This window comes from Glycomyces sp. TRM65418 (assembly GCF_019710475.1).
Lineage (GTDB): Bacteria > Actinomycetota > Actinomycetes > Mycobacteriales > Micromonosporaceae > Glycomyces.
Map to the genome: position 1 here is coordinate 386,932 of NZ_JAJFAX010000003.1, position 25,273 is coordinate 412,204.

A 25,273-nucleotide genomic window follows, 5' to 3' on the forward strand; every position below is an offset into this window, starting at 1 on the left:
TTCTCGGGGCCGGGCCTTCGTCGTACGGCTAGTGGGCGGGGACGGCGCCGGGCGCCGGGTTCTCCGGCTTCCTGACCAGGAAGGCGGCGACGACGGCTACGAGGGCCATGCCGGTGCCCCACAGGAAGGCGCTGTGGACGCCGTCCGCCTGGGCGACCAGGTCGGACGCGCCGGCCTTGGCGCTGGCCGCGGCGCCGGTGGTCATGAGCGTGATGAACACCGCGGTGCCCACCGCGCCGGCGACCTGCTGGAGCGTGCTCATGATGGCGCTGCCGTGCGAGTACAGCTCCATGCGCAGCGAACCGAGCGAGGAGGTCATGAGCGGAGTCATGAGGCTGCTCAGGCCGAGGCTCAGCAGCACGTGGATGACCACGACGAACCCGGTCGCGCTGTTCTGGTCGAGCAGGGTCATGAGCCCGAGCGCGCTCGCGAGGACGATCGAGCCGGGGATGACCAGCGGCCGGGGGCCGAAGCGGTCGTAGAGGCGGCCGATGAACGGGCCGGACAGGCCCATCGCGAGGCCGCCGGGCAGGACCACCAGGCCGGTCTCCAGGGTGGTCAGGCCCAGGACGTTCTGGAGGTAGATCGGCAGCAGGATGAGCGAGCCGAAGAGGGTCGCCATCGAGATCAGCAGCATGATGATGCCGACGGTGAACGAGCGGCTCAGGAACGGCCGCAGGTCCATCAGGGCCGCGTCGTCGCGCTGGAGCCGGAGCTGGCGGAAGACGAACAGGGCCAGGGAGGCGGCCCCGGCCGCGATCGCCGCGTACGGCGGGACCGGGGTGTGGTTCCCCGCGGCCGATTCGCCGAGGCTGCTGAGGCCGTAGATGAGGCCGCCGAAGGCCACCGCGGACAGGAGCGCCGAGAGCAGGTCGAGCCTGACCTTGCGCGGCTCGGTGAGGTTCTTGATGAGGACCGCGCCGAGGACGAGGGCGAGCACGGCGATCGGGAGCACGGCGAGGAACATCCAGCGCCAGGAGGCCTGGGACAGGATGAACCCGGAGAAGGTCGGGCCGATCGCGGGGGCCACGGCGATCACGACGGTGATGAAGCCCATGGTGCGTCCGCGGCGGTCGGCCGGGACGAACGTCATCACCGTGGTCATGAGCAGCGGCAGCATGACGGCGGTGCCGCTGGCCTGGATCACCCGGGCCACGACGAGGACGGGGAAGACCGTGGCCGCGGCGGCGAGCAGCGTACCGGCGGTGAACAGCCCGATCGCGGCGATGAACACCGCGCGGGTGGTGAAGCGCTGGAGGATGAGCCCGGTCATGGGGATCACGACGGCCATGGTGAGCATGAAGCCGGTGGTCAGCCACTGCACGGTGGCGGCGGTGATCTGGAACTGGTCCATGAGGCGCGGCAGGGCCACGCCCATGACGGTCTCGTTGAGGATCATGACGAACGTGGCCACGAGGAGCACGCCGAGCACGAGTTTGATCTGACGCGCACTTGGTTCGGGAGGCGCTGCGGCGGCCTCGGGAGTCTCAGCCGGTCGCTGGTCAACGGTCATGGGGGATGGTTCCTTCGGTGGTGTTCCTGGCCGGTGCGGGTGGGCCCGATTCGACGCCCGCCGGGGTGTCGGCGGGTGAGGGGGCGCGGCGCGCCGGATGTGTCAGTGACTGTCAATCATTGCAGTTGCTACCATCCGGGTTATGGCCGGTGCTGGGAGTCTGCGAGAAGTATCACGTCGTGCCGTGCAGTCGAGGATCGCACGGGCCGCCGAGGAGCTGTTCATCGCAAAGGGGTTCGAGGAGACGACGGTCGACGAGATCGCCGCGGCGGTCGGCATGTCGCAGCGCAGTTTCTTCCGGTACTTCGCCTCCAAGGACGAAGTGGTGCTCGACAACCTGGAGCGCCTGGGCGAGGAGCTGGCCGAGACGCTGGAGGCCCGGCCGGCCGAGGAGCCCGAGTGGGACTCGCTGCGGCGGTCGTTCGACCCGGTCGTGGAGCGCCTCCTCGACCCGGCGATGCGCGAGCACGACAAGGCGCTCCATCGCATCGTCGACACCAGTCCCCGCCTGTTCGCGGCCTATCTGGGCCGGCTCGACCGGCTCCAGCGCTCGCTCGCCGAGCACCTGGTGGCCCGCGCCGCCGGCTCGGGGCGCGAGCCGGACGAGCTGGTGCTGCGCGCCATGGTGGGCTGCGCGTTCGCATGCCTGCACGCGGCCATGCTCCAGTCGGCGGCCGAGCCGGAGGACTTCGGCCGGAGCCTGGACCGGGCCATGGCGGCCCTGCGTCCCGCCCAGGTCTGAGCCCACGGCCCCGCCTCCGGCGGTGGCGCCGGTGGACGACGGCCGACCCCTCGCCGCGGGCGAGCGCCGGCGGTCGACGGGGACCGCGGGGACGAACGCGAGCGCCGCCCGCTCGGGACCGGTGGGCCCGCGGCCATCGCCCCCGAGCGGACCGGACAGTGGTGGTGACCGCCGGCACAACCGCTCCCCCTGGCGGGGTCCGCCGTTTCGGACGAGACGGTACGGCTGCGCCGCAACGGGTTCAATGCGGGCGGTCGCGATGTCGAAATGGTTTGTCGAACGCTCGTCGCCGGAGGCAAGCTGGTGCGTGGCCCGCCTCGGCAGCGGACCGTCCCGCCGAACGCGATTGGACCACCGTGACCCGTCCTGCCCTGCGCGCCGCCGCGCCCGCCCGCACCGACCCCGTGCTCCTCCGCTGGCGCAACGCCGTGTTCGCCGTCTTCGCCCTCTCCGGGTTCCTGTTCGCCAACTGGGCCGCGCGGGTCCCGAACATCCGCGACATCCTCGGGGCCACCACGCAGGAGATGGGCGTGCTCATCCTGGGCCTCGCGGTCGGCGCGATGCTCGGGCTCGTCGCCTCCAGCCACGTCATCGCCCACCTGGGCGCGACCGCCGCGATCCGCTGGTTCCTGGCCACGACCGCGGTCGGCCTCATCGCCGCGGGCCTCATCGCCGGAATCGCCCCGAACTACTGGGCGCTGTTCGCCGCGCTCATGGTGCTCGGCGCGGGCAACGCGATCCTGGACGTGGCCATGAACCTCTCCGGCGCGGCCAACGAACGGCGCATCGGCAAGACCCTGATGCCGATGTTCCACGCCGGGTTCAGCCTCGGGACCATGCTCGGCGCGGGCCTGAGCGCGCTCACCGAGCAGCTCGGCGTCTCCGCGGGGCTCCACCTGACCAGTGTGGGCGTCGTGGTCTTGGCCGTCGACCTGTACGTCGCCAAGCACCTCCAGCCGGCCGAGGAGCCGCGTGAGGCCGTCCCGGGCGAGCCCGCCGGATGGCGCACCCGCATGGCCGCGTGGACGGACGTGCGGATCCTGCTCATCGGCCTGATCATCCTCGGCATGGGGTTCACCGAGGGCACCGCGAACGACTGGCTCGGCCTGGCCATGGTCGACGGCTACGGCCTCAGCAACCCCGGCGGGGCGGCGGTGTTCGCCGTGTTCGTCACCGCGATGACCGCCGGGCGCGTCTTCGGCGGCGCGTTCCTCGACCGGTTCGGGCGCGTCCCGGTCCTGGCCGGGTCGGCCTTCCTGGCGTTCGCGGGTCTCCTGCTGGTGATCATCGGCCCGACCGCGCCGTTCGCGATCGCGGGCACCGTGCTGTGGGGGCTGGGGGCGTCGCTCGGCTTCCCGGTGGGCATGTCGGCCGCCGCCGACGACCCGGTGAAGGCCACCGCGAACGTCGCCGCGGTGGCCACCATCGGGTACTGCGCGTTCCTCATCGGGCCGCCGCTGATCGGCCTGCTGGGCGACGAGGTGGGGCTGCGCAACGCGTTCTACGTCGTGCTCGCCCTGGTGGCCGTGGCGCTGCTGTGCTCCCCTGCGGCGCGCCGTCCGAAGCAGGCCGTGACGGAGCCTTAAGGTGGGGGCGGCCCGGCGCGGGCGGTGGGGTCCGCGCCGGGCCGCGTCGGGGGTCAGGTGGTGACGCGGAACGTCGCGTCGGCCCGTTCCTGGCCGGTGGACACGGGGTCCAGGCGCAGCTGGTACCCGTAGTGGCGGAGGTGCCGGCTCGGGAAGTTGTACGAGGTGAACGAGCTCCACGACGAGTCGGCCAGACCTGCGACGCGGTTGAAGGTGGCATCGGCGGCGAACTGCGAGGAGGTCTCGCGGGGCGCGAGGACGAAGTCGTAGTTCACGTGGCGCAGGAAGTGGCCCGGGAAGTTCACCGATTCGAAGGAGACGGCGCTCGACGAGGCCAGGCCGGGGACGAGCCGGAACTGCGAGTCCACCGCGGGGCTCACGTTCGGGTCGATGCGCACGTCGAAGTTCGAGTGGCGCACGTAGCGGTCCTGGAAGTTGTAGGACTGCAGCCGGTTGAACACCGGGCTGCGGTACCGGTTCAGGACCCGGGTCTCCTCGGCGGCGGTCAGGTTGAGGACGAAGCCGTGGCGTTTGCGGTTGGCGCCGACGTTGTAGCCGGAGACGGTGCGGTAACTGGACACGCTCGCGGGGTCGGCGGTGAGGACGGGCATGTAGCCGCGGCCCGTGGCGTACTGGTCGAGCCACAGCGCCCATTCGCCGCGGTCGTTGAACTTCGCCCACATGGGGCCTTCGACGCCGGTGCCGACGAGGTTCGCGAGGTCGCCGAGCCGGGTCCAGGAGCCGGTGAGCGAGTCGGCCCCCTCGATGACGATCTGGTGCTCCTTGGAGGCCCGGTAGTAGCGGTAGCCGCCGGCCCCGCCCGCGACCTCGATGATCTGGGTGTCGATGAGGCCCTGGGCGCCGGGCCGGTCGATGTAGACCTGCGGGGTGGTGATGGAGCGGAAGTCGCCGGTGCGGGCGTACCAGATGCGGTGCTTCTTGACGCCGCCCAGGGTCGAGTTGGTGGCCCAGTAGAGCAGGTAGTCGCCGGCCGCGGCGTCCCAGATGGCCTCGGGCGCCCAGGCGTCGCCCGCGTCGCCGATGGACCCGGCGACGTTGAGCAGCCAGGGGACGGACCAGTTGACGAGGTCGGTGGACTCCCAGACGACGAGGGAGCGGCTGCCGTTGTCGGCGGCGTCGCTCCAGGACGTGCCCGATCCGATGTGGAGGTCGGTGGCGACGATCCAGTAGCGGTTCCCGGCGGGGCTGCGGACGATGATCGGGTCGCGGACGCCCTTGGTGCCCAGGGGCGTGCGCAGGACGATCTGGCCGCGGTTGAGGTCGGTCCAGTTCAGGCCGTCGTCGGAGTGGGCCAGGTAGATCTGCTCGCCGCCGGATCCTTCGCCGACGAAGTGGGCCATGAGGTAGCCGGTGTAGGCGGTCTGGGCGGACGCGGGCGACGCCGGGAGCAGCGCGGCGGCGGGCAGCGCCACCGCCCCGGCGAGGAGCCCGCGGCGGCTGAGCCGCGAGGGCGCCCGGCGGGAAGAGGGGTTCGACATGGGCACTCCGAGGGATGAGGCTGCGAAAACGATTGATGTGAAGGGTAACAATACACATCGAGGGAGTCAATATCTTCGATATTTATCGGCAACGGCCGGTAAGCGGCGCCCCAGGAGCGCGGCGGGCACGTCCGCGCCGCCGTGCGGGTCGGCCGTCGCGGTCGGGTCGCGACGGTCAGGCGGTCACCTGCCCGGTGGACCAGGCCCAGGCGGCGATCTCGACGCGATTGCGGACCCCGAGGCGGCGCTGCACGTTCGCCAGATGGTTCTTCACGGTGCCCGCGCTGATGAACAGCTCCGCGGCGATCTCGAGGTTCGTGCGGCCGCGGGCGACCAGGCGCACGACGTCGAGTTCGCGTTCGCTCAAGGGCTCGCCGCTCGCCGTGGGGGGCCGCGGCGGGATCATGCGGCGCAGCAGCTTCACGGTGATCTGCGGACTGATGAGGGTCTCACCGGAGACGGCGGCCCGGATCGCCTCGATCACGAGGGTCGGGCCCGAGCGCTTGAGGAGGTAGCCGCACGCGCCGTCGCGCAGGGCGGTGTAGACGTACTCGTCGAGGTCGAAGGTGGTCACCACGACCACGTTGATCGGATCGGGCACGTCCGGTCCGGCGAGGCGGCGGGTGAGTTCGAGGCCGTCCATGACGGGCATCCGGATGTCGGCGAGCACCACGTCGGGGCGCAGGAGCTCGGCCTGCGCGAGCGCGCCGCGCCCGTCGGCGGCCTCGGCGACCACGCGCATGTCGGGCTGGGAGTCGATCACCATGCGGAAGGCCTCGCGGATGCCCTCCTGGTCGTCGGCGATGAGCACGCGGATCGTCATGGCGCGGTGTCCTCGTCTTGGAGGGGGAGGCGGAGTTCGAGACGCCAGCCGGGTCCGTGGGGGCCGGCTTCGAGGCGGCCGCCGAGGCTTTCGGCGCGTTCGGCCATCCCGGCGAGGCCCAGGCCCGAGGAGGCGCGCGAGGCGGGCTTGGGGCTGCCGCGGCCGTCGTCCTCGACGGCGAGCCGGAGGTCGCCGTCCTCTTCGGACAGCGTGATCGCGACCTCGGCGGCGGGGGCGTGGCGGCGGACGTTCGTGAGCGCCTCGGTCACCGCGCGGTGGACGACCGCCCCGGCCTCGCGCGGCACGGGCGCGGTGAGCCGCCGGTCGAGCACGGCCCGCGGCCGGCCGGACCGGTTGAACCGCTCGACCAGCGCTTCGAGGTCGTCGACCCCGGCCACGGGGGCCCGGGCCGCCTCGCCCGGGTCGTGCAGGAGCGCGAGGGTCCGGTCCATCGAACCGAGGGCGCGGACGCCGGCGGTCTCGATGCGCTCCAGCAGCTTCGCGAGGTCGGGCCGGTCGGCGGCGAAGACCAGGCGGCCCGCCTGGGCCTGCGCGACGATCTCGCTGATGTCGTGGGCGACGAAGTCGTGCAGGTCCCCCGCGAGGTCCAGGCGCTGTTCGCGCCGGGCCTCGGCGACGGCGCGGCGGCGTCCGGCCGCCAGCCATCGCAGGTAGAGCGCGACCGCCGCCGCGCCCGCGGCGGGGATCAGCCAGATCGGCGCGCCCATCAGCAGCACCGTGCGATCGTCTTCGAGATCGAAGCGGTACAGGATCAGGGGCGTCGCGACGGCCGGCGCCGCCGCGGCGGCCATCACGGCGACGCGAGGCGCCCACAGGACCGACAAGTACACCGAGGCCGTCAACGCGATCGCCTCGATGACCGTCCACATCGAAGTGTCCACGTCCTCCGGGACGCCTCCCGCGACGACGACGCGAGCCAGGGCCGTTCCCGCCATGGAGGCGACTCCCGCGGCCAGCGCCGCGGCCGGGACGAAGCGGCGAGCACGGGGCCCGGCCGCCAGCAGCGCCATGACCGCGAGGCCGCACGTGAGCCCGCCGACCAGGTGGACCGCCGGTTCCGGTGGCCGCCACACGGCGCCGGACAGCAGCCCGAGCACGCCGACGACGGCCAGCGGAACGCGCACTCGGAGCATGGACGCAAGCCTAAGGGCGCGGCGGCCGACCACCGATAGGCCATTCGGCACATCGACGCCGCCCGGCGCGGCCGGAAGGGCCCGTTCGGCATATACGCACCGGAGGCGGGCCGTTCCAGGATTGGCCCATGACCGACGAACTCGCGATCGACATCGCAACCGCATCGCCGCGACGGCGGCACTGGCACGACTGGATCGGCTACGCCGCCGCCGCATGGTCCCTCGCCTACGGCGCGCTCGGCCTGTACTGGGCGCTCGGCGGCGCGGGCTTCCCGTTCGGCGTCGGCGACGAAGAGCTCATGAGCGAACCCGAATACGCGTTCAAGGCCTCGTTCCTGGGACTCGCGACCCCCGAGACCGCCGGACCGATCATCGCCGCCCTCGGCGCCCTCGGGGCGGCGGCGGGCGTGCTCATGGCCCGCGGCTACCGGGCCGGGGCGGCCCCGTGGCTGCTGCCGGCCTTCGCGTGGACGACGGCGGTCGGACTCACCGTGGTCGTCCAGGACTACCGCCCGCTCGTCGTCATCGCCTACACGCCGATCCTGCTCGTCTCCAAGACGTTCTTCGGATGGCCCGAAGGCGCCGGATGGGCGGACCTGTACCAGCCCGAACGGGTCAACCTCCTGGTGCTGCTGCTCGCCGGGGCCGCCTGGGCGCTGACGGCGGTCGCCTACCGCCGCAGGATCGGCGACGCCTGCGGGCGCTGCGGCCGCACCGACGATGCACGGCCGTCCAGGCTCCAGCGCTGGGCCCGGCCCGCCGCGTGGACCGCCTTCGCCGTCCCGCTCGTCTACTGCGTCACCCGCTGGGCCTGGGCGCTCGGCTTCAGCCTCGGCATCGACCCCGAGTTCTTCCGCCAGGGCCAGGAGAACGGCCTGTGGCTGGCCGGGGCCGCGCTGGCGACCATGGGCGGGATCGGCGCGGTGCTCACGCTCGGGTTGATCCAGCGGTGGGGCGAGGTGTTCCCGCGGTGGATGATCGGCCTGCGCGGCAAGCGGGTCCCGCCGATGCTCGCGGTCGTGCCCGCGACGCTGGCGGCGGTCCTGGTGACCTCGGCCGGCGGCATGTACCTGCGCGTGGTCGCCGCCGACGGCGTCACGGCGAGCACGTGGCCCCTCTCGCTGCCGGAGACCCTGTGGGGGGTGTGGGGCGCGGCCCTGTTCATCGCGGCGATGGCCTACCACCAGCGGCGGCGCGAGACCTGCGGCGACTGCGGCGGGGGCGCCGCGCCCGCGGCATGACCGCGAGGCGGGCCCGAAGCGCCGCCGGCGCTTCGGGCCCGGTGCGCTCAGTCGGCGAGTCCGAGGTCCCGGCGCGGATCGCCGACCATCGTCGCGGGGTCCACGATCCGGTCGAAGTCCTCGGCGCTCACGCCCAGTGCGAGCGCGGCCTCGCGGAGGGTGGTGCGCTCCTCGTCGGCCTTGTGGGCGATGGCCGTGGCCTTGTCGTAGCCGATGTGCGGGCTCAGCGCCGTCACGAGCATGAGGGAACGGCCCACGTGCTCCTCGATCTTGTCGCGGTCCAGTTCGGTGCCGTCGACGCTGAAGACCTGCAGCTTCTCGGCGGCGTCGCCGAGGATCCGGGCCGAGTGCAGCACGTTCGCGATCACCACCGGGCGCATCGTGTTCAGCTCGAAGTGCCCCTGCGCGCCCGCGGCCGCGACGATCGAGTCCTCGCCGATCACCTGGAGGCACACCATGAGCGTCGCCTCCTGCTGCGTCGGGTTGACCTTGCCGGGCATGATCGACGACCCCGGCTCGTTGGCGGGCAGGCGCAGTTCGGCGAGCCCGGCGCGCGGCCCCGACGCGAGCCAGCGCATGTCGTTGGCGACCTTCATGAGCGCCACCGCCACCCCGCGCAGGCCCGCGCTGACGGCGACCATGCCGTCCAGAGAGGCCTGTGCCGCGAACTTGTTCGGGGCGGTGACCAGCGGGAGCCCGGTGAGCTCGGCGAGCTTCGCGGCGATCGCCTCGCCGAAGCCCTCGGGGGCGTTGATGCCGGTGCCGACCGCGGTGCCGCCGGCGGCGAGGCCGCAGACGGCCTGGAGCGAGTCCTCGAGCCGCACCCGGGCGTCGCGCAGCTGCGCGGCCCAACCGGACCACTCCTGCCCCACCGTCAAGGGCGTGGCGTCCTGCAGGTGGGTGCGGCCGATCTTGACGACGTCGACCCACTGCTCGGCCTTGGACCGGATCGCCGCGGCCAACGCGTCCAGCTGCGGCAGCGTCCGATCGCGGAGCGCCAGCAGCGTCGCGACGTGCATCGCCGTCGGGAAGCTGTCGTTCGAGGACTGGCTCAGGTTCACGTGGTCGTTGGGGTGGACCGGGGTCTTCGTGCCGAGCTCGCCGCCCAGGAGCTGATTGGCGCGGTTGGCGATCACCTCGTTGACGTTCATGTTCGTCTGCGTGCCCGAACCGGTCTGCCACACCGACAGCGGGAACTCGTCGTCGAGGTCCCCGGCGACGACCTCGGCCGCCGCGGCCGTGATGGCCTCCGCCAGCAGCGGGTCGAGCAGCCCGGCCTCGGCGTTCACCCGCGCCGCGGCCTCTTTGACGTGGCCGAAGGCCCGATAGACCTCGATCGGCATGCGGTCCTCGCCGATGGCGAAGTGGTGCAGCGAACGCTGCGTCTGCGCGCCCCAGTAGTGCTCGGCGGGCACCTCGATCGGGCCCATCGAGTCGCGCTCGACCCGCGTCCCGGTCGCCCCGGTGCCCACGGGCAGCGGGCGCAGCCGGTAGTCCTCAGTCGCCATACGGTTCGTCTCTCCCGTGCTCGATGCCGTTTCGCCCCAGGATGGCACGGTTCCCGGGATTCCGCTAAGACTCGCGCTTCGGTGGACGCCGAGCGGTTCGCGGACCATGCTTGGCACCGGACCGAAAGGGGAGCGCATGAGCGTGGACGTGGCCGACGCGCCGGGACGGGCGCGCTACGAGGCGCGCCTCCGCGGCGAGCTGGTCGCCTACGCCGAATACGTGCGCCGCGAGGGCGTCGTCACCTTCACCCGCACCGCGGTCCTCCCCCCGGCCGAGGGCACCGGGGCCGCCGCGGCGCTGGCGCGGGCGTCCCTCGACGAGACCCGCCGGCGGGGCGAGCGGGTGCGTCCGCTCTGCCCGTACTACGCGAGTTGGATCGAGCAGCACCCCGAGTACCGGGACCTGGTCGTCGAGGGCCGCGCCACCAAGCACCCGTGAGTCCGCCGGGGCGGCACGCGTCGCGCCGACGTGATCGACGCGTCGGCCTCGGCCCGGCGATGTCGCCGGGCCGAGGCCTGAATGATCCTCAGCCGGTGTGCGGCAGCTGCTTCGCGGGGATCACGCCGAGGCGGCCGGCCTGGTAGTCCTCGAAGGCCTGCACCAGTTCCGCGCGGGTGTTCATGACGAACGGCCCGTAGTGCGCCACGGGTTCGCGGATCGGCCGTCCCCCCATGACGTACAGATCCAGCTTCGGCGTGCGCGAGTCCTGCACCGGTGCGGCGGTCAGGCGGAGCGCCTCGCCGGGGCCGAACACGGCCGCCTGGCCCATCTCGATCGGACGGTCGTCGGGGCCGACCGCGCCCGCGCCCGCCAGGGCGTAGACGATCGCGTTGTACTCCGGGTGCCACGGCAGGTCCACCTGCGCGCCGGGCTCGACGGTGAGGTGCGCCAAGGTGATCGGCGTGTAGGTGACGCCCGGCCCGGCGTGCCCGGCGATGTCGCCGGCGATGATGCGGATCAGGGCCCCGCCGTCCGCAGTGGTCACCAGCGCGGCCTGCCGGCCGCGGATGTCCTGGTAGCGCGGTTGGACGAGCTTCCGGGCGCGCGGCAGGTTGACCCACAGCTGGGTGGCGTGGACGACGCCGCCGCTCATGACGAAGCTCTCGGGCGGCATCTCGTTGTGGAGGATGCCTGCTCCGGCGGTCATCCACTGCGTGTCGCCGTCGGTGATGCGACCGCCGCCGCCGTTGGAGTCCTGGTGTTCGATGACGCCGTCCATGACGTAGCTGACGGTCTCGAAGCCGCGGTGCGGGTGCCAGGGCGCGCCGGTGGGCTCGCCCGGGGCGAGGTCGACCTCGCCGATGTGATCGAAGTGGACGAACGGGTCGATCTCGTTCATCGGGAGGCCCGCGAAGCCGCGGCGGACCTGGAAGCCCTCGCCTTCCAAGGCGAGCGGCGCCGTGATCAGCCGTCGGACCTCGCGGAAGCGGGTCATGGCCGGGTCGGGCAGCGGGAGTCGGGGCAGGACGAGGACGTCTTCGACGGTGACGGCCGGCATGGCGATGCCTCTCAGAAGAGCACTGCATGATGTGGCAACGTACCGCCGAACGGCAGTAGATGACGCATCATCTGTTTGTTCGTGAAGACTAGCGCGAAATAGATGACGCGTCAACCATCGGGTAGGATGGTGCCATCATGACCGACGACGCCCACTGGCTGAGCCCGCAGGAGCAGCGCTCCTGGCGGGCGTTCGTGCGCTTGAACCAGAAGCTCACCGCCCGCCTGGCCGGGGAGCTTCAGGCGCAGTCCAAACTCTCCGGCGCCGACTTCGCGATCCTCGTGGCCCTCACCGACGAATCCGACGGCCGCCTCCGGTTCCAGGAGCTGGCCAAGGCGATCGACTGGGAGCAGAGCCGCCTGTCGCACCAGATCTCGCGCATGACCAAGCGGGGCCTCGTGGCCCGCGAGGAATGCGCCGAGGACGGCCGCGGCGCGTTCGTCGCCATCACCGCCCAGGGCCGCGCGACCATCGAGGCCGCCGCCCCCAAGCACGTCGCCACCGTCCGCCGCCTCGTCGTCGACGCCCTCTCCCCCGAGGAGTTCCAGGCCCTCGGCGACCTCGCCGACCGCGTCCTCGCCCACATGGAGCAGGGCGGCGATCAGGCCTCGGCGCCCACCGGATAGCGCACGCCGGTCAGCTCCTCCGAGACCGACCACAGCCGCGCGGCCGTCTCGGGATCCCTCGCGGGCGCGATCACGTCGACGAGGACCGGACCGCCCCGGTACTCGCGCCTGCCGTGGGGGCCGTAGTACTGGCCGCCCTGCGCGTTCGGGTCGGTGGCGGCCCGCAGCTGCGGCAGCGCCCCCTGTTCCACCGGCTGCGTGGCGAACCGCATGATGACCGACCCGACGAGGCGCAGCGGCCCGGTGAAGCCGTTGGCGACGAGCCGCGTCCTGGTGAGCCCGGGATGGGCGATCAGGCTGCGCACCGGGCTCCCGGCCGCGCGCAGCCGCCGGTCGAGTTCGAGGCCGAACACGGCGTTGGCGAACTTCGACTGCGCGTAGAAGGCGTACGGGCGGTACCGCTCGGCCCCCGTGAGGTCGTCGAAGTGGATCCGTCCGCGACCGTGCGCCAGGGAGCTGACGGTCACCACGCGCGGGTTCCGGCCCGCTTCGAGCAGGTCCATGAGGCGTCCGGTGAGCGCGAAATGACCCAGGTGGTTGGTGGCGAACTGGCGTTCGTGGCCCTGCGGGCTCAGCGAGCGCGGCGGTGCCATGAGCCCGCCGTTGTTGACGAGCAGATCGAGGCGGTCGCGGTCGGCTCGCAGCCGCTCGGCGAACGCGGCCACCGAGTCCAGATCGGCCAGGTCGAGGAGGCGCACTTCCAGACTCGCGCGAGGGAACCGGCCGCGGATCGCCTCGGCGGCCCGGCGGCCCTTGTCCTCCGAGCGCGAGGTCATGATCACGTGCGCGCCGCGCTCGGCGAGCCTTCGCGCCGTCTCGAACCCGAGGCCGCTGTTCGCGCCGGTGACGACGACCGTGCGCCCGGCCTGGTCGGGGATGTCCGCTGCGGTCCAGTGCTTGCCGCCCATGGTGTGCCTCCTGCTCCGCACCGGGCGGCGAGCCCGCGCACGAAATGGGTTGATCGTAGCGGCCGGCGGCCGGCCGCGACGCAGTCACCGAAGCGGCGCCAGCGCGGAAGCCGTCCTCCAGGAGGTGTCCGCTCAGGAATAAAGCCGGAGCGGCGCGGGCCGGGCCGCTCGCTGGGGCCGGTCCGCCATCGGTCGTCGGTGACCGGTCTCAATTGGGACGAGGCAGTCAGACCGCTGTTGAGCTGCGGTTTCTCATTGTTCCTGGGGCAAGGTCCGGGTCGGTCTGTCTCGTTTTAGTTGGGGTAGATCGCTCTCCGTCGGCAATGTGGCGGAGGGCGTCTTCAGCGAATTCCGCCCCAGGAGTCATACGCCCGGCCTACCACCGACCTCTTCTGATACACACCGGCTAGGATCACCCGATGGTCATCGCCATGACGGTGCTGTGCCCGGTCTCGCTGCTCACCCTCGTGGCGTTGGCGGTCGCCGCCGTGACCGTCCCCATGAGGAAGCGCCGCCCCACGCGAAGCACGGTGTTCAGCGCCGCATCGCTTGCTTCCCTGTGTATCGCAATCCCGCTCTACCTGGCCACGCTCTTCATATCTTCACCGTGGGACACCAGATTGGAATGCGGTCGGCACGGCGCAGGCGAGTTCGTGAACCTCACAGAGTCGCTGTTTCCGCCCAGCTTCGTGCTCGAATGCACGGAGCGGACAGTACAGCTCGTTCCGGCTGGGGCCAATCCCGCACTACTACTGCTCATCGCCGCGACAGTCGGGTTCGCCGTCGCGGCGATCGTCGCCCACAAGAAGAGCACCAGATAGCGGAGGAGCCGGATGCCGCTTGCTGCGGTGGTCCGGCTCTCTCGTACCCCCTGGGGTGCTTTGGAACGCAGCAACACAAGACCGGCTCAGGATAAGTGCCTCAGCTCGACTGAGACAAACCCCGGATACCTTCGCTAAAACGAGACTGCCCCGGAACTAACGAGACCGGACATCGGGGACCGGTCGTCGCCGCGAGTGCTTCATCGAGGCGAATGCCTCGGTGTCGACATAACTCTCTACGTATCCGGGGCGGCGTCGGCGTGTGCCTGCGGCGCGCCCTCGGTCCGTGGCCCGGCTCAGGTGCCGACGAAGGCGTCCTCGTGCTCCGCGAGCCATTGCCTGAAGGTCTTGAGCTGCGGGTTGAGTTCGCGCACGGCGCCGAGGTCGCGGCGGCCGGTGAACTCGTCGTCGAACTCGGCGTAGTACTGGAACATGTTGCCCATCTCCTCGGCTCCGGGGAACCCGGCCGCGCGGAAGTCGTCGAAGGGCACCGGGTAGTAGTCCACCGGCTTGCCGAGCAGCTCGGCGAAGGCCGCGGCGTACTCCTCCCCGGTCAAGTGCTCGCCCGCGATGCTCACGGTCTCGCCGACGAGCGGCTCGCCCCGCTTGAAGATCCCGTACGCGGTGCGGCCGATGTCCTCGACGGCGATCCCGGCGAGCCTGCTGTCGGCCATGGGCAGCGCCAGCACCATGCTGCCGTCGTCCTGGTGCTTGGGCTGGAACGACTCGAGGAAGTTCTCCCAGTAGAAGGTGGTCTGGAGGTAGGTGGTGGGCACGCCGGCCTCGGCGAACAGGGCGTTCGCCGCGCCTTTGACGTCGAAGTGGGGGACGTTGTACCGGCCCATCAGCGTGGGCATCCGGTCGTCCTCGACGGGGATCGATTCCCGGGTGTCCTCCAAGGTGGACCAGACCACGTGCTTGATCCCGGCGGCCTTGGCGGCCTCGGCGAGGTGGCGGGCCTGGGCGTACTCGCGCTCGGGATCGCCGTGCTCCCAGAAGTCGGTCACGAGGAACGCGCCGTACGCGCCCTCGAAGGCCTTGACGAGGCTGGATTGGTCGTCCATGTCGGCCTCGGCGACCTCGGCGCCGAGCCGGGCGAGCTCCTGGGCCCGCTCGGAGTCCGGGTCGCGGGTGAGCGCGCGGACGCGGAACTCGGCGTCGGGGTCGCCGAGGATCGCGCGGGCGAGTCCGCCGCCCTGCGACCCGGTCGCCCCGACCACTGCGATGATCTTCTGCTCTGCCATGATCCTGCCTTTCGGACGTCGCCGTCGTGTTCGCTCGATTGCCTGCCTCCGCAAGCAGAGGGTAGGCGTTGCGAAGACTGGCACAGGGGCATTGCCGGAAAAACCGGGTCGAAACCCTCCGGGGCCGTCGCGATCCGAGCTTTCGGGCCCGCTCAACAGCGACGACGTCAGTAAGGTGGTCGACATGACGAAGCAGGAGACGCCGCTGACGCCGCAGGAGGAGGCGGTCTGGCGCGCCCTCGCCCCGCTGATCCTGAAGCTCCCGAAGGTGCTCGACAGCGACCTGCGCGCGGGCGCGAAGATGAGCGTGGCCGAATACGCGGTGCTGATGCACCTCTCCGAGGCCCCCGGCCGGCGGCTGCGGATGAACGAGCTCGCCGGGCGGGTCGCCATGTCGGCCAGCCGCATCAGCCGGATCGTCGACGCCTTCGCGGACGAGGGCCTGGTGACGAAGTCGCGGGTGGACGACGACGCCCGCGGCAACCTCGCGACCTTGACCGACAAGGGCTTCGAACGCCTGCGCGAGGCCTATCCGACCCACCTCGCGAGCGTCCGGCGGCGGGTCGTCGACCATTTCGCCGGACTCGACCTCAAGGCGCTCGCCGCCTGCTTCAGGGCGATCGCCGAGGAGATCAAGCGCTGAGGTCAGGCGAGGGTGTGCGTGAACTCGACCGCCAGCCACACGGCGAAGACCAGCAGGATGAGACCGGAGACCCGGTCGAACCAGACGCGGCGCTCCTTGGTGAGGAAGCGGCGCATGGCGTGCGCGGCCGTCGCGAGGACCAGGAACCACGTCCAGGAGGCGATCACCGCGCCGACCGCGAAGGGCACGCGCGTGGCGACCGCCTGGGCGGTGATGGCCGCGCCGAGCACCCCCACGGTGTCGAGAATGGCGTGCGGGTTGAGCAGTGAGACCGCCGCGGTCCGGCGCAGCACCTGGCCGCGCGACCACACACCGGACTGGTCGTCCAATTCGGCGGGCCGGGTGCGCAGGGACTTGACGCCGAGATAGGTGAGGAAGAGCGCGCCCGCGAGGAGCATCGCGGGACGCAGCCCCGGCACGGAGTTCAGCAGCGCCGAGGTCCCGGCCGCGCCGAGCACGATCAGGAGGGTGTCGCAGGCGGCCGCGCCGACCACCGCCCACAGTGCACGCGGCATGCCGAGCGTGACGGCCTGCCCGAACACGAACACGTTCTGCGCCCCGATGGGCACGATGAGCGCCAGGCCCAGGGCGAGCCCCGTGAAGAACGCGGCGGTCACCGCGCCCGGGGCCCTTCGGCGCCGACGCGCGCCGAACGCGTCGCCGCGTCGAGCACCCGGTGATCGGTGACCCGCGCGCCCTCGGACACGAGCTCGCCGAGCCGCTCGGCCGCCGCGTCCCCGGCCGCGTGCGCTGCCGCGCTCACGCAGTCGAGCACGAACACCGCACTGGCCGAGGCGGCGGTCACCTTGGTGGCGTCGGCGTCGCGGTGGTTCCAGTGCCGGGTCAGGACCTCGTGCCCCTGCGCGTAGACCACCTCGCCCGGCTTCGGCTCCTCGCGGACCTCGGGCTCCCCCAGCGGCGTGAAGGCGTCGCCTTCGACCGCATGCCGGATCATGACCGGCTCCTCCCCCAAGGCGGCGAGGTCGAACGCGCCCGCGGGCACGCCGAACCGCACCGACACCAGGTTGTAGGCGTCCACCGCCGGGGTGATGCGCGGCAGGCGGCCGCCCTTGGCGAGCCGCCGCTGCAGCGCCTCGACGCTCGGGCGCATCCGCTTGGGATTCGTGCCGAACGAGCGGTAGGCCGCGTGCCAGGTCGCGATCAAGGGGTCCTCGGCGTCGAGCGCGGTCCAGTTCCCTGCCGCGGCATCGGCTTCCAGCTCGTCCACGGCCGCGGCGGCCTTCGGCCAGTCCTCGCCGTTGCGCAGCCCGTCGACGGCGATCAGGTGGATGCGCACCTGCGGGAACGCCTCGACGATCGCCTGGTCGACGGTGAATTCGCGGCTCATTCGCTGGTCCTCTCGGTCTCGGTCAAAGGCACGGTGCTGCGGGGGCGTGCTCGCTCAGGCGCCGCGGACGGGCGTCGCGAGGACCCCTGAACGACGGCGCAGCCGCGAGGCGTACGCGGGGTCACCGGTCATGAGCCGCCGGTGGAGCCATGCGAGTCGGTGATGCGGTACGCCCGGCCACATGTGATGAACCGTATGGTAGCCGTCATTGTGCGGATGGATCAGCGCGCGTTGGAGGGTGCCGAGGTTGCTGACCGTGGCGTCGAAGACGGTGTCCGCGTCGCTGTAGACGTGCTCGCCGGCCTCGCCGATGAACCGCAGGATCGGCAGGGCGACGGCGAATCCGGCGAGCCAGACGGCCGCGGCCCCGATCGCGGCCGCGTCTCCGGCGAGGGCCCATGCCGGGGCGACCGCGAAGACGGCGCCCCACACGAGCGGCAGGAGCGCGACCGCCGGTGCGGCCTGGAGGCTGTCACGCCACCAGGTGCGCTGGTAGGCGGGCAGGCGCTTGAGGAGGCCGACGACGAAGGGCGCCAATCGGGTGCGGTCGATCGCTTCGAGGTCGAGTTCGCGGTACCGCTGGCGGTCGGGATCGTCCGCGGTGCCGAACGAGCCGTGGTGGCGCAGGTGGCTCTCGCGGTAGCCGGAGAGCTGCGCGCCGGTCGGGAACGCCGCGAGGGCGGTCGAGAGGACGTCGTTGAGCATGCGGCGCTTGCGGCTCCAGTTGAAATGGGAGCCTTCGTGGACGAGGCATTCGAGCGCGCGCAGCTGCCGTCCGACGAGGACGGTGGCGAGGAGCGCGACCGGGACGCCGGCGAGCGGCTGCGCGGCGAGGAGCCGGCCGGCGGCGACGCAGGCCGCGACGATGAGGGCCTGGTCGGCCAGTGCGGCGGCGGCGGTGCGCCAGGGATTCGTGCGGTGAGCGGCCTTGATGTCCTCGCGGAGATGGGCGGGGGTGGAATAGCCGCGTCGGAAACGGATTGCTTCTACTGTGGGGACAGGGGAATTCGCTTCTCGCATCGTGTGCTCCGAAGAATTGGGATTCACCGTGAGCAAGGAAAGCAGAAGCGCAAGATCAACTCCACTCCATGTGACCGACATAACTTGTCATTGCATGGCATCGCAAGATCATTCTCGATAAGGCGGGTTCGCAGAAGGGAAATTGATCTTGACTGGAGCGCTCAAGGCTTCATGCGCCATTCCATATCCGTTCATTGCCATGCCGGTACTGATTCCCGCGTGCTTTTCGCGCGCCGAGCGCGAAAGCGGGAGTCGGTACCGGGAGAGCGCTATTCGGCATGACCGCGGCAGTCGTCTTCGCAGTCGTCGGTCGCTGCGCCGCCGTTGGTGAGGACGGCCGCCGGAGCGCAGCAGTTGTCGCCCTTCCAGGCGTTGACGCCTTCCCTGACGGCGATGGCCGCGATGGCGAGGGCCGCGAGCGGGTCGGCCCAGGACCAGCCGAACAGGCTGTTGAGCGCGAGGCCGACCAGGAGCACCGCCGAGAGGTACGTGCACAGCAGGGTCTGCTTGGAGTCGGCGACGGCGCTCGCCGAGCCGAGTTCGCGGCCCGCCTTGCGTTGGGCGGCGGAGAGGATCGGCATGACCGCCACGGAGACCGCGGCCAGGACCAGGCCCACAGTGGAGTGCTCGGCGTCGGCGCCCCCGATGAGGCCGCGGACGGCCTCGAACGTGACGTAGGCGGCCAGCGTGAAGAACGAGACGGCGATGATGCGCAGGGCGAGGTGTTCGCGGGATTCGCGGACTTCGGGGTCGCGGGCGGCGAACTGCCAGGCGACGGCGGCGGCCGAGGCGACTTCGACGATCGAGTCGAGGCCGAAGCCGATCAGGGCGGTCGAGGAGGCGACGGTGCCGGCGCTGATCGCGACGACGGCTTCGATCACGTTGTAGGCGATGGTCGCCATGACGAGGAAGCGGATGGTGCGGGCGAGGCGGGCGCGGCGCTCGGGCGTGGGCCCGGCGGGCTTGCGCGTCATCGGGAGCGGGGTCGCCATCAGCAGCAGTTTTCGTCTTGGGCGTCGCAGGCCTTGGGGTCGACGGCCAGGACGACGCCGAGCAGGTCGCCCAGGGCGTGGGCGAGGCGGGCGTCGGCCAGTTCGTAGCGGGTCCGGCGTCCTTCGGGGACGGCGACGACCAGGCCGCAACCGCGAAGGCAGGCGAGGTGGTTGGACAGGGACTGGCGCGAGACGCCGAGGGTCGCGGCCAGGTCGGCCGGATAGCCCGGGGCCTCGCGCAGCGCCAGCAGCAGGCGCGAGCGGGTGGGGTCGGAGAGGGCGTGCCCGAAGCGGGCCAGCACTTGTCCGTAGGTCAGGGTCTCCACGACGCGAATAGTACACGCAATCGTGTATTCATCGAACCGTGTACCGTTCGGAGGCCGCTCACGGGACGCCGACCGGGTGGCCGGCCGTTCCTCCCCGTGGCCGGTGCCGAGCGCCGCCGCTCCTCGCCGGTGTCGGTCGGCCGTGCGACGCTAGAGGCATGTGTCGCAGTATTCGAACCCTGTTCAATTTCGAGCCGCCCGCCACCGTCGAGGAAGTCAACGCGGCCGCGCTCCAGTACGTCCGCAAGATCAGCGGCTCCGCCCGACCCTCGCAGGCCAACCAGGAGGCCTTCGATCAGGCGGTGGCCGCCGTCCACGCCGCCACGCAGGAGCTGCTGGACTCCCTGGTGACCACGGCGCCGCCCCGAAACCGGGAGGTCGAGGAGGCCAAGGCGAAGGCCCGCGCGGCCGAACGCTTCGCCAACGGATGACCCCGGCGCGGACAGGGGCCGAGCGCTGCGGTCGGCCCCTGTCCGCCTGCCGCCGCGGGCGCTCAGCTCACGGCCTTCTTGACGAGCTTCCTCAGGGCCGCTTCGCCGGCGTCGGTCAGGTCGGTCAGCGCGTAGGACGTCGGCCAGATGCCGCTGTCGTCGTCGAGGTTCGCCTCGGCGGTGAACCCGAACGAGGAGTACCGCTCCTTGTCGCCCTTCCCGCTGCGGAAGAAGCAGACGACCTTCCCGCCCCGCTCGTAGGCGGGCTGGCCGTACCAGAGCTTCGGGGCCAGCTCCGGAGCCGCGGCGCCGACGATCTCATGCACACGCTCGGCCAGCGCGCGGTCGGGCTCGGCCATCTTGGCGATGGTCGACCGCACCGCCTCCTCGTTGGCGGCGGCCTTCTCGCCGCCGCGCGAGGTGTTCTTCAGTTCCTTCGCGCGCGCTTTCATGGAGGCGCGTTCTTCGGCGGAGAATCCCTCCCCCGAGGTATCGCCTCGCTGCTGCTCCCCCGCCTTCGAAGTGCTGCTCATGGTGCGGAGCCCTTTCTGTTCGCTGAGGTTCGGTGCTTTTCACGGTATTCGCCGGCGCCTGTTCGGACTTCTCGATTCCTGATCGCTTCGGCGGGTTCGATCGCCCGTGCGACCGCCGCTGCGGGGTTTAGCCGCCGCCTCGCACGGAAAGGCACCAGGGAACCGGATGCACCCCTGCGATATTCGAAGGAGACCGACATCGACACAGGACGCTCGCCGCGGCCCACGCCCGATCCGGACCGGACCGTGCGCCATCACGTGCTCGAACTGGACGGCACGGAGATCTTCTATCGGGAGTCCGGACCTCCGGAGGCGCCGGTGCTCCTGCTGCCGCACGGCTATCCGTGCTCGTCGTACCAGTTCCGGAATCTGATGCCGGATCTGGCGGACCACTGGCGCACGGTCGCCCCGGACTTCCCGGGATTCGGGTACAGCGGCACGCCCGATCCCGAGCGGTTCGCCTACACCTTCGACGGCTATGCGGCGTTCCTGCGCCGCTTCGCCGAGCGGCTCGGGCTCGAACGGTACGCGCTCTACCTCCACGACTACGGGTCGCAGATCGGACTGCGGCTGGCCATCGCCGAGCCGCGGCGGGTGGCCGCGCTGATCATTCAGAACGGGGACGTCTACGAGGAGGAGCTCGGCCCGAAGTACCAAGGGCTGCGCGACTACTGGGAGCGTCCGACGCCCGAGGGCCGCGCCGAGCTGGAGCGGGCGGTGAGCGAGGCGGGCTTCCGGGAGGAGTTCCTGGGCGAGGTGCGGGAGGACTTGGCGGCGTTGATCCCGCCGGACCTGTGGACGCTGGCGTGGGCGCAGCTGGGCACTCCTGAACGGCGGGCGATCATGGTCGGCCTGATGGAGGGGCTGCGCGAGAACCTGGAGTGGTTCCCGCGGTACCAGGCCTATCTGCGGGAGCACCGGCCGCCGACGCTCATCGTGTGGGGCCCGCAGGACGGGTACATGCCCGAGGGCGCCGCCCGGGCGTACCTCAAGGACCTGCCGGACGCGGAGCTGCATCTCCTCGACGGCGGGCACTGGGCGCTGGAGACCAATCGCCGCGAGATCGCGGCCCTGATCCGGGACTTCCTCGCCCGGGTCCACCGCAGCGGGCCGGTGCTCGAGCGGCGGTCGTGACCGAGCGGGCCCTTGGGGCGACGCCCCTCTACGCGGACGGGCTCAGCGCGCCTTGCGGTCTCAGCGGCGCTTCGGGGCCGCGGTGCTCTCGCGGAAGACGAGCTTCGGGCGCTCCGAGGAGTACCGGCGGTCGCTCGTCCCGTCGATGGCCTGGAGCAGCAGCCCGAAGCCCCGGCCGCCGAGTCCGGCGAAGTCCTGCTGGGCCGTGGTCAGCGGCGGGGACCAGAGTTCGGCCAGCGGATGGTCGTCGAAGCCCGCCACCGAGAGGTCCTCGGGGACGCGCTTCCCCGCCTCGGCGACGCCGCGCATGACGCCCATCGCGATCTCGTCGTTGCCGCAGAACACGGCCGTGACGTCCGGGTCGGCGGCGAGCGCGCGGCCGATCGCGACGCCGCTCCTGGGGTCCCAGGTCGCGTCGAACACCGGCGGCACCGGCGCGTGGGCCTTGCGGAGCGCGCGCTTCCAACCGGTCGTGCGCCCGTCCACCCGGCGCGAGGGCGGCACCCGCACGTGGTGCACCGTGGCGTGGCCGAGCCCCAGGAGGTGGTCCGTGAGTTCCTCGGCCGCGGCGGCCTCGTCGAGGACCGCTTGCGGCACACCGGCCTCGCGGGTCCCGGACAGGGCCACGACCGGCAGCTCGTCCCCGAGCCGCTGCAGCGCCGCCACCCCCGGCGGGTCGAACTTGAGGACCACCACGCCCGCCAGGGCGTGCGTCAGCGTTGCCGAGACCGCCCGGTCCACTTCGTCCTCGTCCGGGCTCTCCACGACGGTGATCATCACCGTGTAGCCCTCGGCCCGGGCGGCGATCTCGATGCCGCGGATCGTCTCGGCGTAGCCGTACCGGGAGGTGTTGCCCGTGATGACCCCGATGGTCCGGGACTTGCGCGAGACGAGGACGCGGGCGGCCGCGCTGGGCCGGAAGCGCAGCTCCGCGATGGCCGCCTCGACCTGTTCGCGCTTGGCCGGACTCACCCGGGCGGCCCCGGTGAGCACGCGGGAGACCGTGGGGACCGAGACGCCGGCCCGTTCGGCCACGTCCGAGATCGTCGGGTGCTTGCCCGCTCTGCCCACGGTCCTCCTGTCGGTCACTTGACGGCACCGCTGGTGATGCCCGAGACGACCCTGCGCTGCGCGACCACGAACGTGATCAGGAGCGGCAGGCTCATGAGGATGATATCGGCGAAGATCAGGTGCCGATGCTGGAGATACAGCCCCGCGCAGGCGACCTGGTAAAGGTTCAGCGGGAGCGTGTCGAGCCGGCCGGTCCGCTCAAGTCGGTGCCGGCGCCGGGGTCGGAGCACCCGGTGAGTGCGATCGCGCCGATGGCGGCGACCGCCGGCGCGTTGCGGAACCTGTTCGTCATTGAATCGCTCCTTGTCGGTCGAGGGGTTCAGGCATCGGCGGTGAGGCGCAGCGTGCGGGCCGCGAGTGCGGCGTCGGCCGCCACGGTGAGGACGCCGGCGGCGGCGTCCCAAGTGGTCTTCCATTCCGGGAGGTCGGCGGGGAAGACGGTGGACACGGTGACCTCGCGTCCGGCGAGGTGCGGGAAGCGCAGTTCGGTGGCGTCGGGGCCGCCGCGGCGCCAGACGGAGACGAGGTCGCCGTCGGGTGCTTTGAGCCCCAGGGAGATCCACGGGTCGGTCCAGCCGGGCAGGCCGGTGGGCCAGTGCGGGTGGCCGTTCGCGATCGGGCCGCGGAGGGTCTTGGCGACGGCGATGGCCTCGGCGACCGTGCGGCGCTGGGCTCCGGTCATCGCGTTGAGGTGGCCGGAGACGTAGAAGCGGCCGAGGAGCCCGGTGACGAGGCAGAACGCGGCCTCTTCCTCGTTCATGCCGGGCTGGGGGTAGGCCCAGTTCGCGGCCTGCTCGGGCAGGAGCGAGATCGGGGCGGCGGCGGCGATCGGCGGGTATTTCGTGAACTCCTGCTGGTCTGATGTGGACTGCATGGCGAGGCGGGAGAGGACCGCGAAGTCCATGCGCATCGCGCCGGAGGAGCAGTTCTCGACCACGAGGCCGGGGTGGCGGTCGAGCACGCCGTCGAGCCAGGCGAGGTGGGCGCGATTGTGCTCGAGGAGCCCGTCGCCGATGCTGTCGGCGTCGAGATCGGTGCCGGGGCCGGGGTCGATGTTGTAGTCGAATTTGAAGAAGCCCACGCCGAAGTCGTGCACGAGCCGGTCCACGACGGCGTCCAGATGCGCGACGGCGGCGGGGTGGCGCAGGTCGAGGTGGTAGCGGTGATGCTCGACGAGGCGCTGGCCGTGGCGCTGCAGGAAGGCCTCGTGCGGCAGCGTGTCGGCCATGGGACTGCGGACGCCGATGACCTCGGGTTCGAGCCACAGGCCGGGGACCATGCCGGCGTCGCGGATGGCGTCGACGACCTCGCCGAGGCCGCCGGGGAAGCGGGTGGTGGAGGGCTGCCACTCCCCCACCGTGGGCCACCAGTCGCCGCTGTCGTCGTACCAGCCGGCGTCGATGCAGAAGATCTCGGCGCCGACTTCGGCGGCGGCCCCGATGAGCGGGAGGAGCTTCTCGGTGGTCGGGTCGCCGAGGAGGGTGTTCATGTAGTCGTTGAAGACCACGGGCATGGCGGCGTTGTCGACGTGCGGGCGGCGGGCGGCGCGGCGGAAGTCGGTCAGTGACGCGACGGCGTCGGTGAAGTCGGCTCCGGCGGTGACCGTGACAGGGACGGTGGTGAAGGATTCGCCGGGGCGCAGGATCTTGGTCCAGGCCGCGTCCGCGTCGGTGGGGCCCGAGAGGCTGAAGTACGCGCCGCCGAGGTCGTCGCCCAGTTCCCAGCGCCAGGCGCCGTTGTGCTCGATCTGCCATGCGAAGGCCAAGCCCGCGGACTCGAGACCGGCGACCGGGAGGTGGCGGCCGGTGGACCACGTGCCGTCGGAGGTGATCGACCAGTGGCCGCGGGGGTCGTGGTCCTTGCCGGCGAGTTCGGTGGAGAGTCGCGGGAAGTCGTCGCCGCGCAGCGGGCTGCGGGTCCAGCGGCCTTCGCCGAACCAGTCGCTCACGCCGTGGACCCGTTCCCAGCCTGCGAGGTGGTCGCCCGGGCCGGGCTGGGTGAAGCCCATCGACCAGGAGGCGACCGAGCGGAGGACGACGGCCCGGTCGCCGGTGGCGCGGACTTCGACGCGGGAGCGGACGGCCGCTTCGGCGTCGTCGAGGAGTTCGAGCACGACGGTGGCCTCGACGCCGTCGGCGGCCTGGCGGAGGGTCAGCACCCGGCCGCGTTCGGTGCGGGACTCGGCGTGGGAGACGTGGCGCAGCAGCGTTCCCAGTTCGGTGTGGACGAGACGGTCCGCGGCCGGCCGGCTGCCGTGGTCGGCGGTGGTGATCTCGACCAGCGGCAGCGGGTGAACCGGGAAGCCCTCCGCGCCGCGCCTGACCCGGACGATCCGCACCGGCGAGCCGGCGTCCCATTCGAACCGGAACCCGATCCGGTCACTGCCCCAAGAGAACTGCTCGTTCACGGTGCCCCTTGCCTCGTCGTGCGCCCGCGGCCGGGAAGCGGACGCCTGGCGGTGGTTGCAGGTGGAACCCTAGCCTAAATATGAAATCGATTTCAAGTCACGTCTTGAAATCGTTATCAAACATCGGTACGGTCAAGCTGCGATCCCCAGGGTCCCCGTCCCCCGTCTCGACGAAGAGAGGACCGACCAGATCATGAGGAGACT

25 protein-coding genes and 1 pseudogene are annotated in these 25,273 nt (G+C 71.6%); 9 read left to right on the forward strand and 17 right to left on the reverse strand.

Annotation, left to right across the window (positions count from 1 at the left end; all coding sequences use genetic code 11):
• Positions 1–28: 28 nt before the first annotated feature.
• Positions 29–1,513, reverse strand: coding sequence for an MDR family MFS transporter (locus K3N28_RS09810; RefSeq protein ID WP_228092317.1), 1,485 nt, complete (start codon positions 1,511–1,513; stop codon positions 29–31).
• A 184-nt stretch (positions 1,514–1,697) separates the two neighbouring features.
• On the opposite strand from K3N28_RS09810, the gene K3N28_RS09815 reads away from it, so the two are divergent.
• Positions 1,698–2,255, forward strand: a complete 558-nt coding sequence (locus tag K3N28_RS09815; protein WP_228092318.1) for a TetR/AcrR family transcriptional regulator — start codon at positions 1,698–1,700, stop codon at positions 2,253–2,255.
• Between the two features lie 356 nt (positions 2,256–2,611).
• On the forward strand, positions 2,612–3,841 hold the full coding sequence (locus K3N28_RS09820) for an MFS transporter (protein WP_228092319.1): 1,230 nt from the start codon (positions 2,612–2,614) through the stop codon (positions 3,839–3,841).
• 53 nt (positions 3,842–3,894) lie between these two features.
• Here K3N28_RS09820 and K3N28_RS09825 read toward each other — a convergent pair whose 3' ends face one another.
• From K3N28_RS09825 to K3N28_RS09835, 3 genes are all read right to left on the reverse strand, one after another.
• Positions 3,895–5,340 carry a glycoside hydrolase family 43 protein gene (locus tag K3N28_RS09825; RefSeq protein WP_228092320.1) on the reverse strand — a complete coding sequence of 482 codons (1,446 nt, stop codon included), beginning with the start codon at positions 5,338–5,340 and terminating at the stop codon, positions 3,895–3,897.
• 175 nt (positions 5,341–5,515) lie between these two features.
• Entirely contained in the window at positions 5,516–6,163 is a 648-nt protein-coding gene (locus tag K3N28_RS09830; protein WP_228092321.1) for a response regulator transcription factor, read from the reverse strand.
• Entirely contained in the window at positions 6,160–7,317 is a 1,158-nt protein-coding gene (locus K3N28_RS09835) for a sensor histidine kinase (protein ID WP_228092322.1), read from the reverse strand. The genes K3N28_RS09830 and K3N28_RS09835 overlap by 4 nt, the downstream gene beginning before the upstream one ends.
• A gap of 128 nt (positions 7,318–7,445) precedes the next feature.
• Here K3N28_RS09835 and K3N28_RS09840 point away from each other — a divergent pair, with 128 nt between their 5' ends.
• On the forward strand, positions 7,446–8,558 hold the full coding sequence (locus tag K3N28_RS09840; RefSeq protein ID WP_228092323.1) for a hypothetical protein: 1,113 nt from the start codon (positions 7,446–7,448) through the stop codon (positions 8,556–8,558).
• Between the two features lie 47 nt (positions 8,559–8,605).
• Here K3N28_RS09840 and K3N28_RS09845 read toward each other — a convergent pair whose 3' ends face one another.
• Positions 8,606–10,066, reverse strand: a complete 1,461-nt coding sequence (locus K3N28_RS09845; RefSeq protein WP_228092324.1) for a lyase family protein — start codon at positions 10,064–10,066, stop codon at positions 8,606–8,608.
• Between the two features lie 136 nt (positions 10,067–10,202).
• Here K3N28_RS09845 and K3N28_RS09850 point away from each other — a divergent pair, with 136 nt between their 5' ends.
• Positions 10,203–10,505, forward strand: coding sequence for a GNAT family N-acetyltransferase (locus K3N28_RS09850; protein WP_228092325.1), 303 nt, complete (start codon positions 10,203–10,205; stop codon positions 10,503–10,505).
• A gap of 88 nt (positions 10,506–10,593) precedes the next feature.
• Here K3N28_RS09850 and K3N28_RS09855 read toward each other — a convergent pair whose 3' ends face one another.
• Complete coding sequence (locus K3N28_RS09855) at positions 10,594–11,565, reverse strand: pirin family protein (protein WP_228092326.1); 972 nt, start codon at positions 11,563–11,565, stop codon at positions 10,594–10,596.
• A 137-nt stretch (positions 11,566–11,702) separates the two neighbouring features.
• Here K3N28_RS09855 and K3N28_RS09860 point away from each other — a divergent pair, with 137 nt between their 5' ends.
• Positions 11,703–12,191, forward strand: coding sequence for a MarR family winged helix-turn-helix transcriptional regulator (locus tag K3N28_RS09860; protein ID WP_228092327.1), 489 nt, complete (start codon positions 11,703–11,705; stop codon positions 12,189–12,191).
• Here K3N28_RS09860 and K3N28_RS09865 read toward each other — a convergent pair.
• Entirely contained in the window at positions 12,167–13,099 is a 933-nt protein-coding gene (locus K3N28_RS09865) for an oxidoreductase (RefSeq protein WP_228092328.1), read from the reverse strand. The genes K3N28_RS09860 and K3N28_RS09865 overlap by 25 nt on opposite strands.
• Positions 13,100–13,518: 419 nt before the next feature.
• On the opposite strand from K3N28_RS09865, the gene K3N28_RS09870 reads away from it, so the two are divergent.
• Positions 13,519–13,920, forward strand: a complete 402-nt coding sequence (locus K3N28_RS09870) for a hypothetical protein (protein WP_228092329.1) — start codon at positions 13,519–13,521, stop codon at positions 13,918–13,920.
• 296 nt (positions 13,921–14,216) lie between these two features.
• Here the strand turns inward: K3N28_RS09870 and K3N28_RS09875 are convergent, their stop codons facing one another.
• Positions 14,217–15,164, reverse strand: coding sequence for an NmrA/HSCARG family protein (locus tag K3N28_RS09875; RefSeq protein ID WP_228092330.1), 948 nt, complete (start codon positions 15,162–15,164; stop codon positions 14,217–14,219).
• A 184-nt stretch (positions 15,165–15,348) separates the two neighbouring features.
• Between K3N28_RS09875 and K3N28_RS09880 the strand changes: the two genes are divergently transcribed.
• Positions 15,349–15,807: a MarR family winged helix-turn-helix transcriptional regulator gene (locus K3N28_RS09880; protein WP_228092331.1), complete on the forward strand. Its 459-nt coding sequence runs from the start codon at positions 15,349–15,351 to the stop codon at positions 15,805–15,807.
• 2 nt (positions 15,808–15,809) lie between these two features.
• On the opposite strand, the gene K3N28_RS09885 is transcribed toward K3N28_RS09880, so the two are convergent.
• The 5 genes from K3N28_RS09885 to K3N28_RS09905 form a co-directional block, all read right to left on the reverse strand.
• Positions 15,810–16,424 carry a LysE/ArgO family amino acid transporter gene (locus tag K3N28_RS09885; RefSeq protein WP_228092332.1) on the reverse strand — a complete coding sequence of 205 codons (615 nt, stop codon included), beginning with the start codon at positions 16,422–16,424 and terminating at the stop codon, positions 15,810–15,812.
• Positions 16,421–17,155: a B3/4 domain-containing protein gene (locus K3N28_RS09890; RefSeq protein ID WP_228092333.1), complete on the reverse strand. Its 735-nt coding sequence runs from the start codon at positions 17,153–17,155 to the stop codon at positions 16,421–16,423. The genes K3N28_RS09885 and K3N28_RS09890 overlap by 4 nt, the downstream gene beginning before the upstream one ends.
• A gap of 54 nt (positions 17,156–17,209) precedes the next feature.
• Positions 17,210–18,175: a fatty acid desaturase family protein gene (locus K3N28_RS09895; protein ID WP_228092334.1), complete on the reverse strand. Its 966-nt coding sequence runs from the start codon at positions 18,173–18,175 to the stop codon at positions 17,210–17,212.
• Between the two features lie 269 nt (positions 18,176–18,444).
• Positions 18,445–19,167: a cation transporter gene (locus tag K3N28_RS09900; protein WP_228092335.1), complete on the reverse strand. Its 723-nt coding sequence runs from the start codon at positions 19,165–19,167 to the stop codon at positions 18,445–18,447.
• Positions 19,167–19,493, reverse strand: a complete 327-nt coding sequence (locus tag K3N28_RS09905) for a helix-turn-helix transcriptional regulator (RefSeq protein WP_304608705.1) — start codon at positions 19,491–19,493, stop codon at positions 19,167–19,169. The genes K3N28_RS09900 and K3N28_RS09905 overlap by 1 nt, the downstream gene beginning before the upstream one ends.
• Before the next feature lie 158 nt (positions 19,494–19,651).
• Here K3N28_RS09905 and K3N28_RS09910 point away from each other — a divergent pair, with 158 nt between their 5' ends.
• Complete coding sequence (locus K3N28_RS09910) at positions 19,652–19,924, forward strand: DUF2277 domain-containing protein (RefSeq protein ID WP_228092336.1); 273 nt, start codon at positions 19,652–19,654, stop codon at positions 19,922–19,924.
• 62 nt (positions 19,925–19,986) lie between these two features.
• Here the strand turns inward: K3N28_RS09910 and K3N28_RS09915 are convergent, their stop codons facing one another.
• Positions 19,987–20,457, reverse strand: coding sequence for a DUF1801 domain-containing protein (locus K3N28_RS09915; protein WP_228092337.1), 471 nt, complete (start codon positions 20,455–20,457; stop codon positions 19,987–19,989).
• Between the two features lie 246 nt (positions 20,458–20,703).
• On the opposite strand from K3N28_RS09915, the gene K3N28_RS09920 reads away from it, so the two are divergent.
• Entirely contained in the window at positions 20,704–21,591 is an 888-nt protein-coding gene (locus K3N28_RS09920; protein ID WP_228092338.1) for an alpha/beta fold hydrolase, read from the forward strand.
• Between the two features lie 60 nt (positions 21,592–21,651).
• On the opposite strand, the gene K3N28_RS09925 is transcribed toward K3N28_RS09920, so the two are convergent.
• The 3 genes and pseudogenes from K3N28_RS09925 to K3N28_RS09935 all read right to left on the reverse strand — a co-directional run bounded on the left by K3N28_RS09925 (position 21,652) and on the right by K3N28_RS09935 (position 25,069).
• Positions 21,652–22,662 carry a LacI family DNA-binding transcriptional regulator gene (locus tag K3N28_RS09925; protein WP_228092339.1) on the reverse strand — a complete coding sequence of 337 codons (1,011 nt, stop codon included), beginning with the start codon at positions 22,660–22,662 and terminating at the stop codon, positions 21,652–21,654.
• Between the two features lie 14 nt (positions 22,663–22,676).
• A pseudogene (locus K3N28_RS09930) lies at positions 22,677–22,853 on the reverse strand (carbohydrate ABC transporter permease); the annotation flags it as partial.
• A 128-nt stretch (positions 22,854–22,981) separates the two neighbouring features.
• Complete coding sequence (locus K3N28_RS09935; protein WP_228092341.1) at positions 22,982–25,069, reverse strand: glycoside hydrolase family 36 protein; 2,088 nt, start codon at positions 25,067–25,069, stop codon at positions 22,982–22,984.
• Positions 25,070–25,273: the final 204 nt, after the last annotated feature.

Excerpts from the sequence above, each read along its gene's own strand:
- K3N28_RS09860 (WP_228092327.1), top strand. The coding sequence starts at position 11,703 with ATGACCGACGACGCCCACTGGCTGAGCCCGCAGGAGCAGCGCTCCTGG.
- K3N28_RS09835 (WP_228092322.1), bottom strand. The coding sequence starts at position 7,317 with ATGCTCCGAGTGCGCGTTCCGCTGGCCGTCGTCGGCGTGCTCGGGCTG.
- K3N28_RS09895 (WP_228092334.1), bottom strand. The coding sequence starts at position 18,175 with ATGCGAGAAGCGAATTCCCCTGTCCCCACAGTAGAAGCAATCCGTTTC.
- K3N28_RS09900 (WP_228092335.1), bottom strand. The coding sequence starts at position 19,167 with ATGGCGACCCCGCTCCCGATGACGCGCAAGCCCGCCGGGCCCACGCCC.
- K3N28_RS09840 (WP_228092323.1), top strand. The coding sequence starts at position 7,446 with ATGACCGACGAACTCGCGATCGACATCGCAACCGCATCGCCGCGACGG.
- K3N28_RS09910 (WP_228092336.1), top strand. The coding sequence starts at position 19,652 with ATGTGTCGCAGTATTCGAACCCTGTTCAATTTCGAGCCGCCCGCCACC.
- K3N28_RS09830 (WP_228092321.1), bottom strand. The coding sequence starts at position 6,163 with ATGACGATCCGCGTGCTCATCGCCGACGACCAGGAGGGCATCCGCGAG.
- K3N28_RS09850 (WP_228092325.1), top strand. The coding sequence starts at position 10,203 with ATGAGCGTGGACGTGGCCGACGCGCCGGGACGGGCGCGCTACGAGGCG.
- K3N28_RS09855 (WP_228092326.1), bottom strand. The coding sequence starts at position 11,565 with ATGCCGGCCGTCACCGTCGAAGACGTCCTCGTCCTGCCCCGACTCCCG.
- K3N28_RS09825 (WP_228092320.1), bottom strand. The coding sequence starts at position 5,340 with ATGTCGAACCCCTCTTCCCGCCGGGCGCCCTCGCGGCTCAGCCGCCGC.
- K3N28_RS09880 (WP_228092331.1), top strand. The coding sequence starts at position 15,349 with ATGACGAAGCAGGAGACGCCGCTGACGCCGCAGGAGGAGGCGGTCTGG.
- K3N28_RS09870 (WP_228092329.1), top strand. The coding sequence starts at position 13,519 with ATGGTCATCGCCATGACGGTGCTGTGCCCGGTCTCGCTGCTCACCCTC.
- K3N28_RS09845 (WP_228092324.1), bottom strand. The coding sequence starts at position 10,066 with ATGGCGACTGAGGACTACCGGCTGCGCCCGCTGCCCGTGGGCACCGGG.
- K3N28_RS09890 (WP_228092333.1), bottom strand. The coding sequence starts at position 17,155 with ATGAGCCGCGAATTCACCGTCGACCAGGCGATCGTCGAGGCGTTCCCG.
- K3N28_RS09915 (WP_228092337.1), bottom strand. The coding sequence starts at position 20,457 with ATGAGCAGCACTTCGAAGGCGGGGGAGCAGCAGCGAGGCGATACCTCG.
- K3N28_RS09865 (WP_228092328.1), bottom strand. The coding sequence starts at position 13,099 with ATGGGCGGCAAGCACTGGACCGCAGCGGACATCCCCGACCAGGCCGGG.
- K3N28_RS09875 (WP_228092330.1), bottom strand. The coding sequence starts at position 15,164 with ATGGCAGAGCAGAAGATCATCGCAGTGGTCGGGGCGACCGGGTCGCAG.
- K3N28_RS09810 (WP_228092317.1), bottom strand. The coding sequence starts at position 1,513 with ATGACCGTTGACCAGCGACCGGCTGAGACTCCCGAGGCCGCCGCAGCG.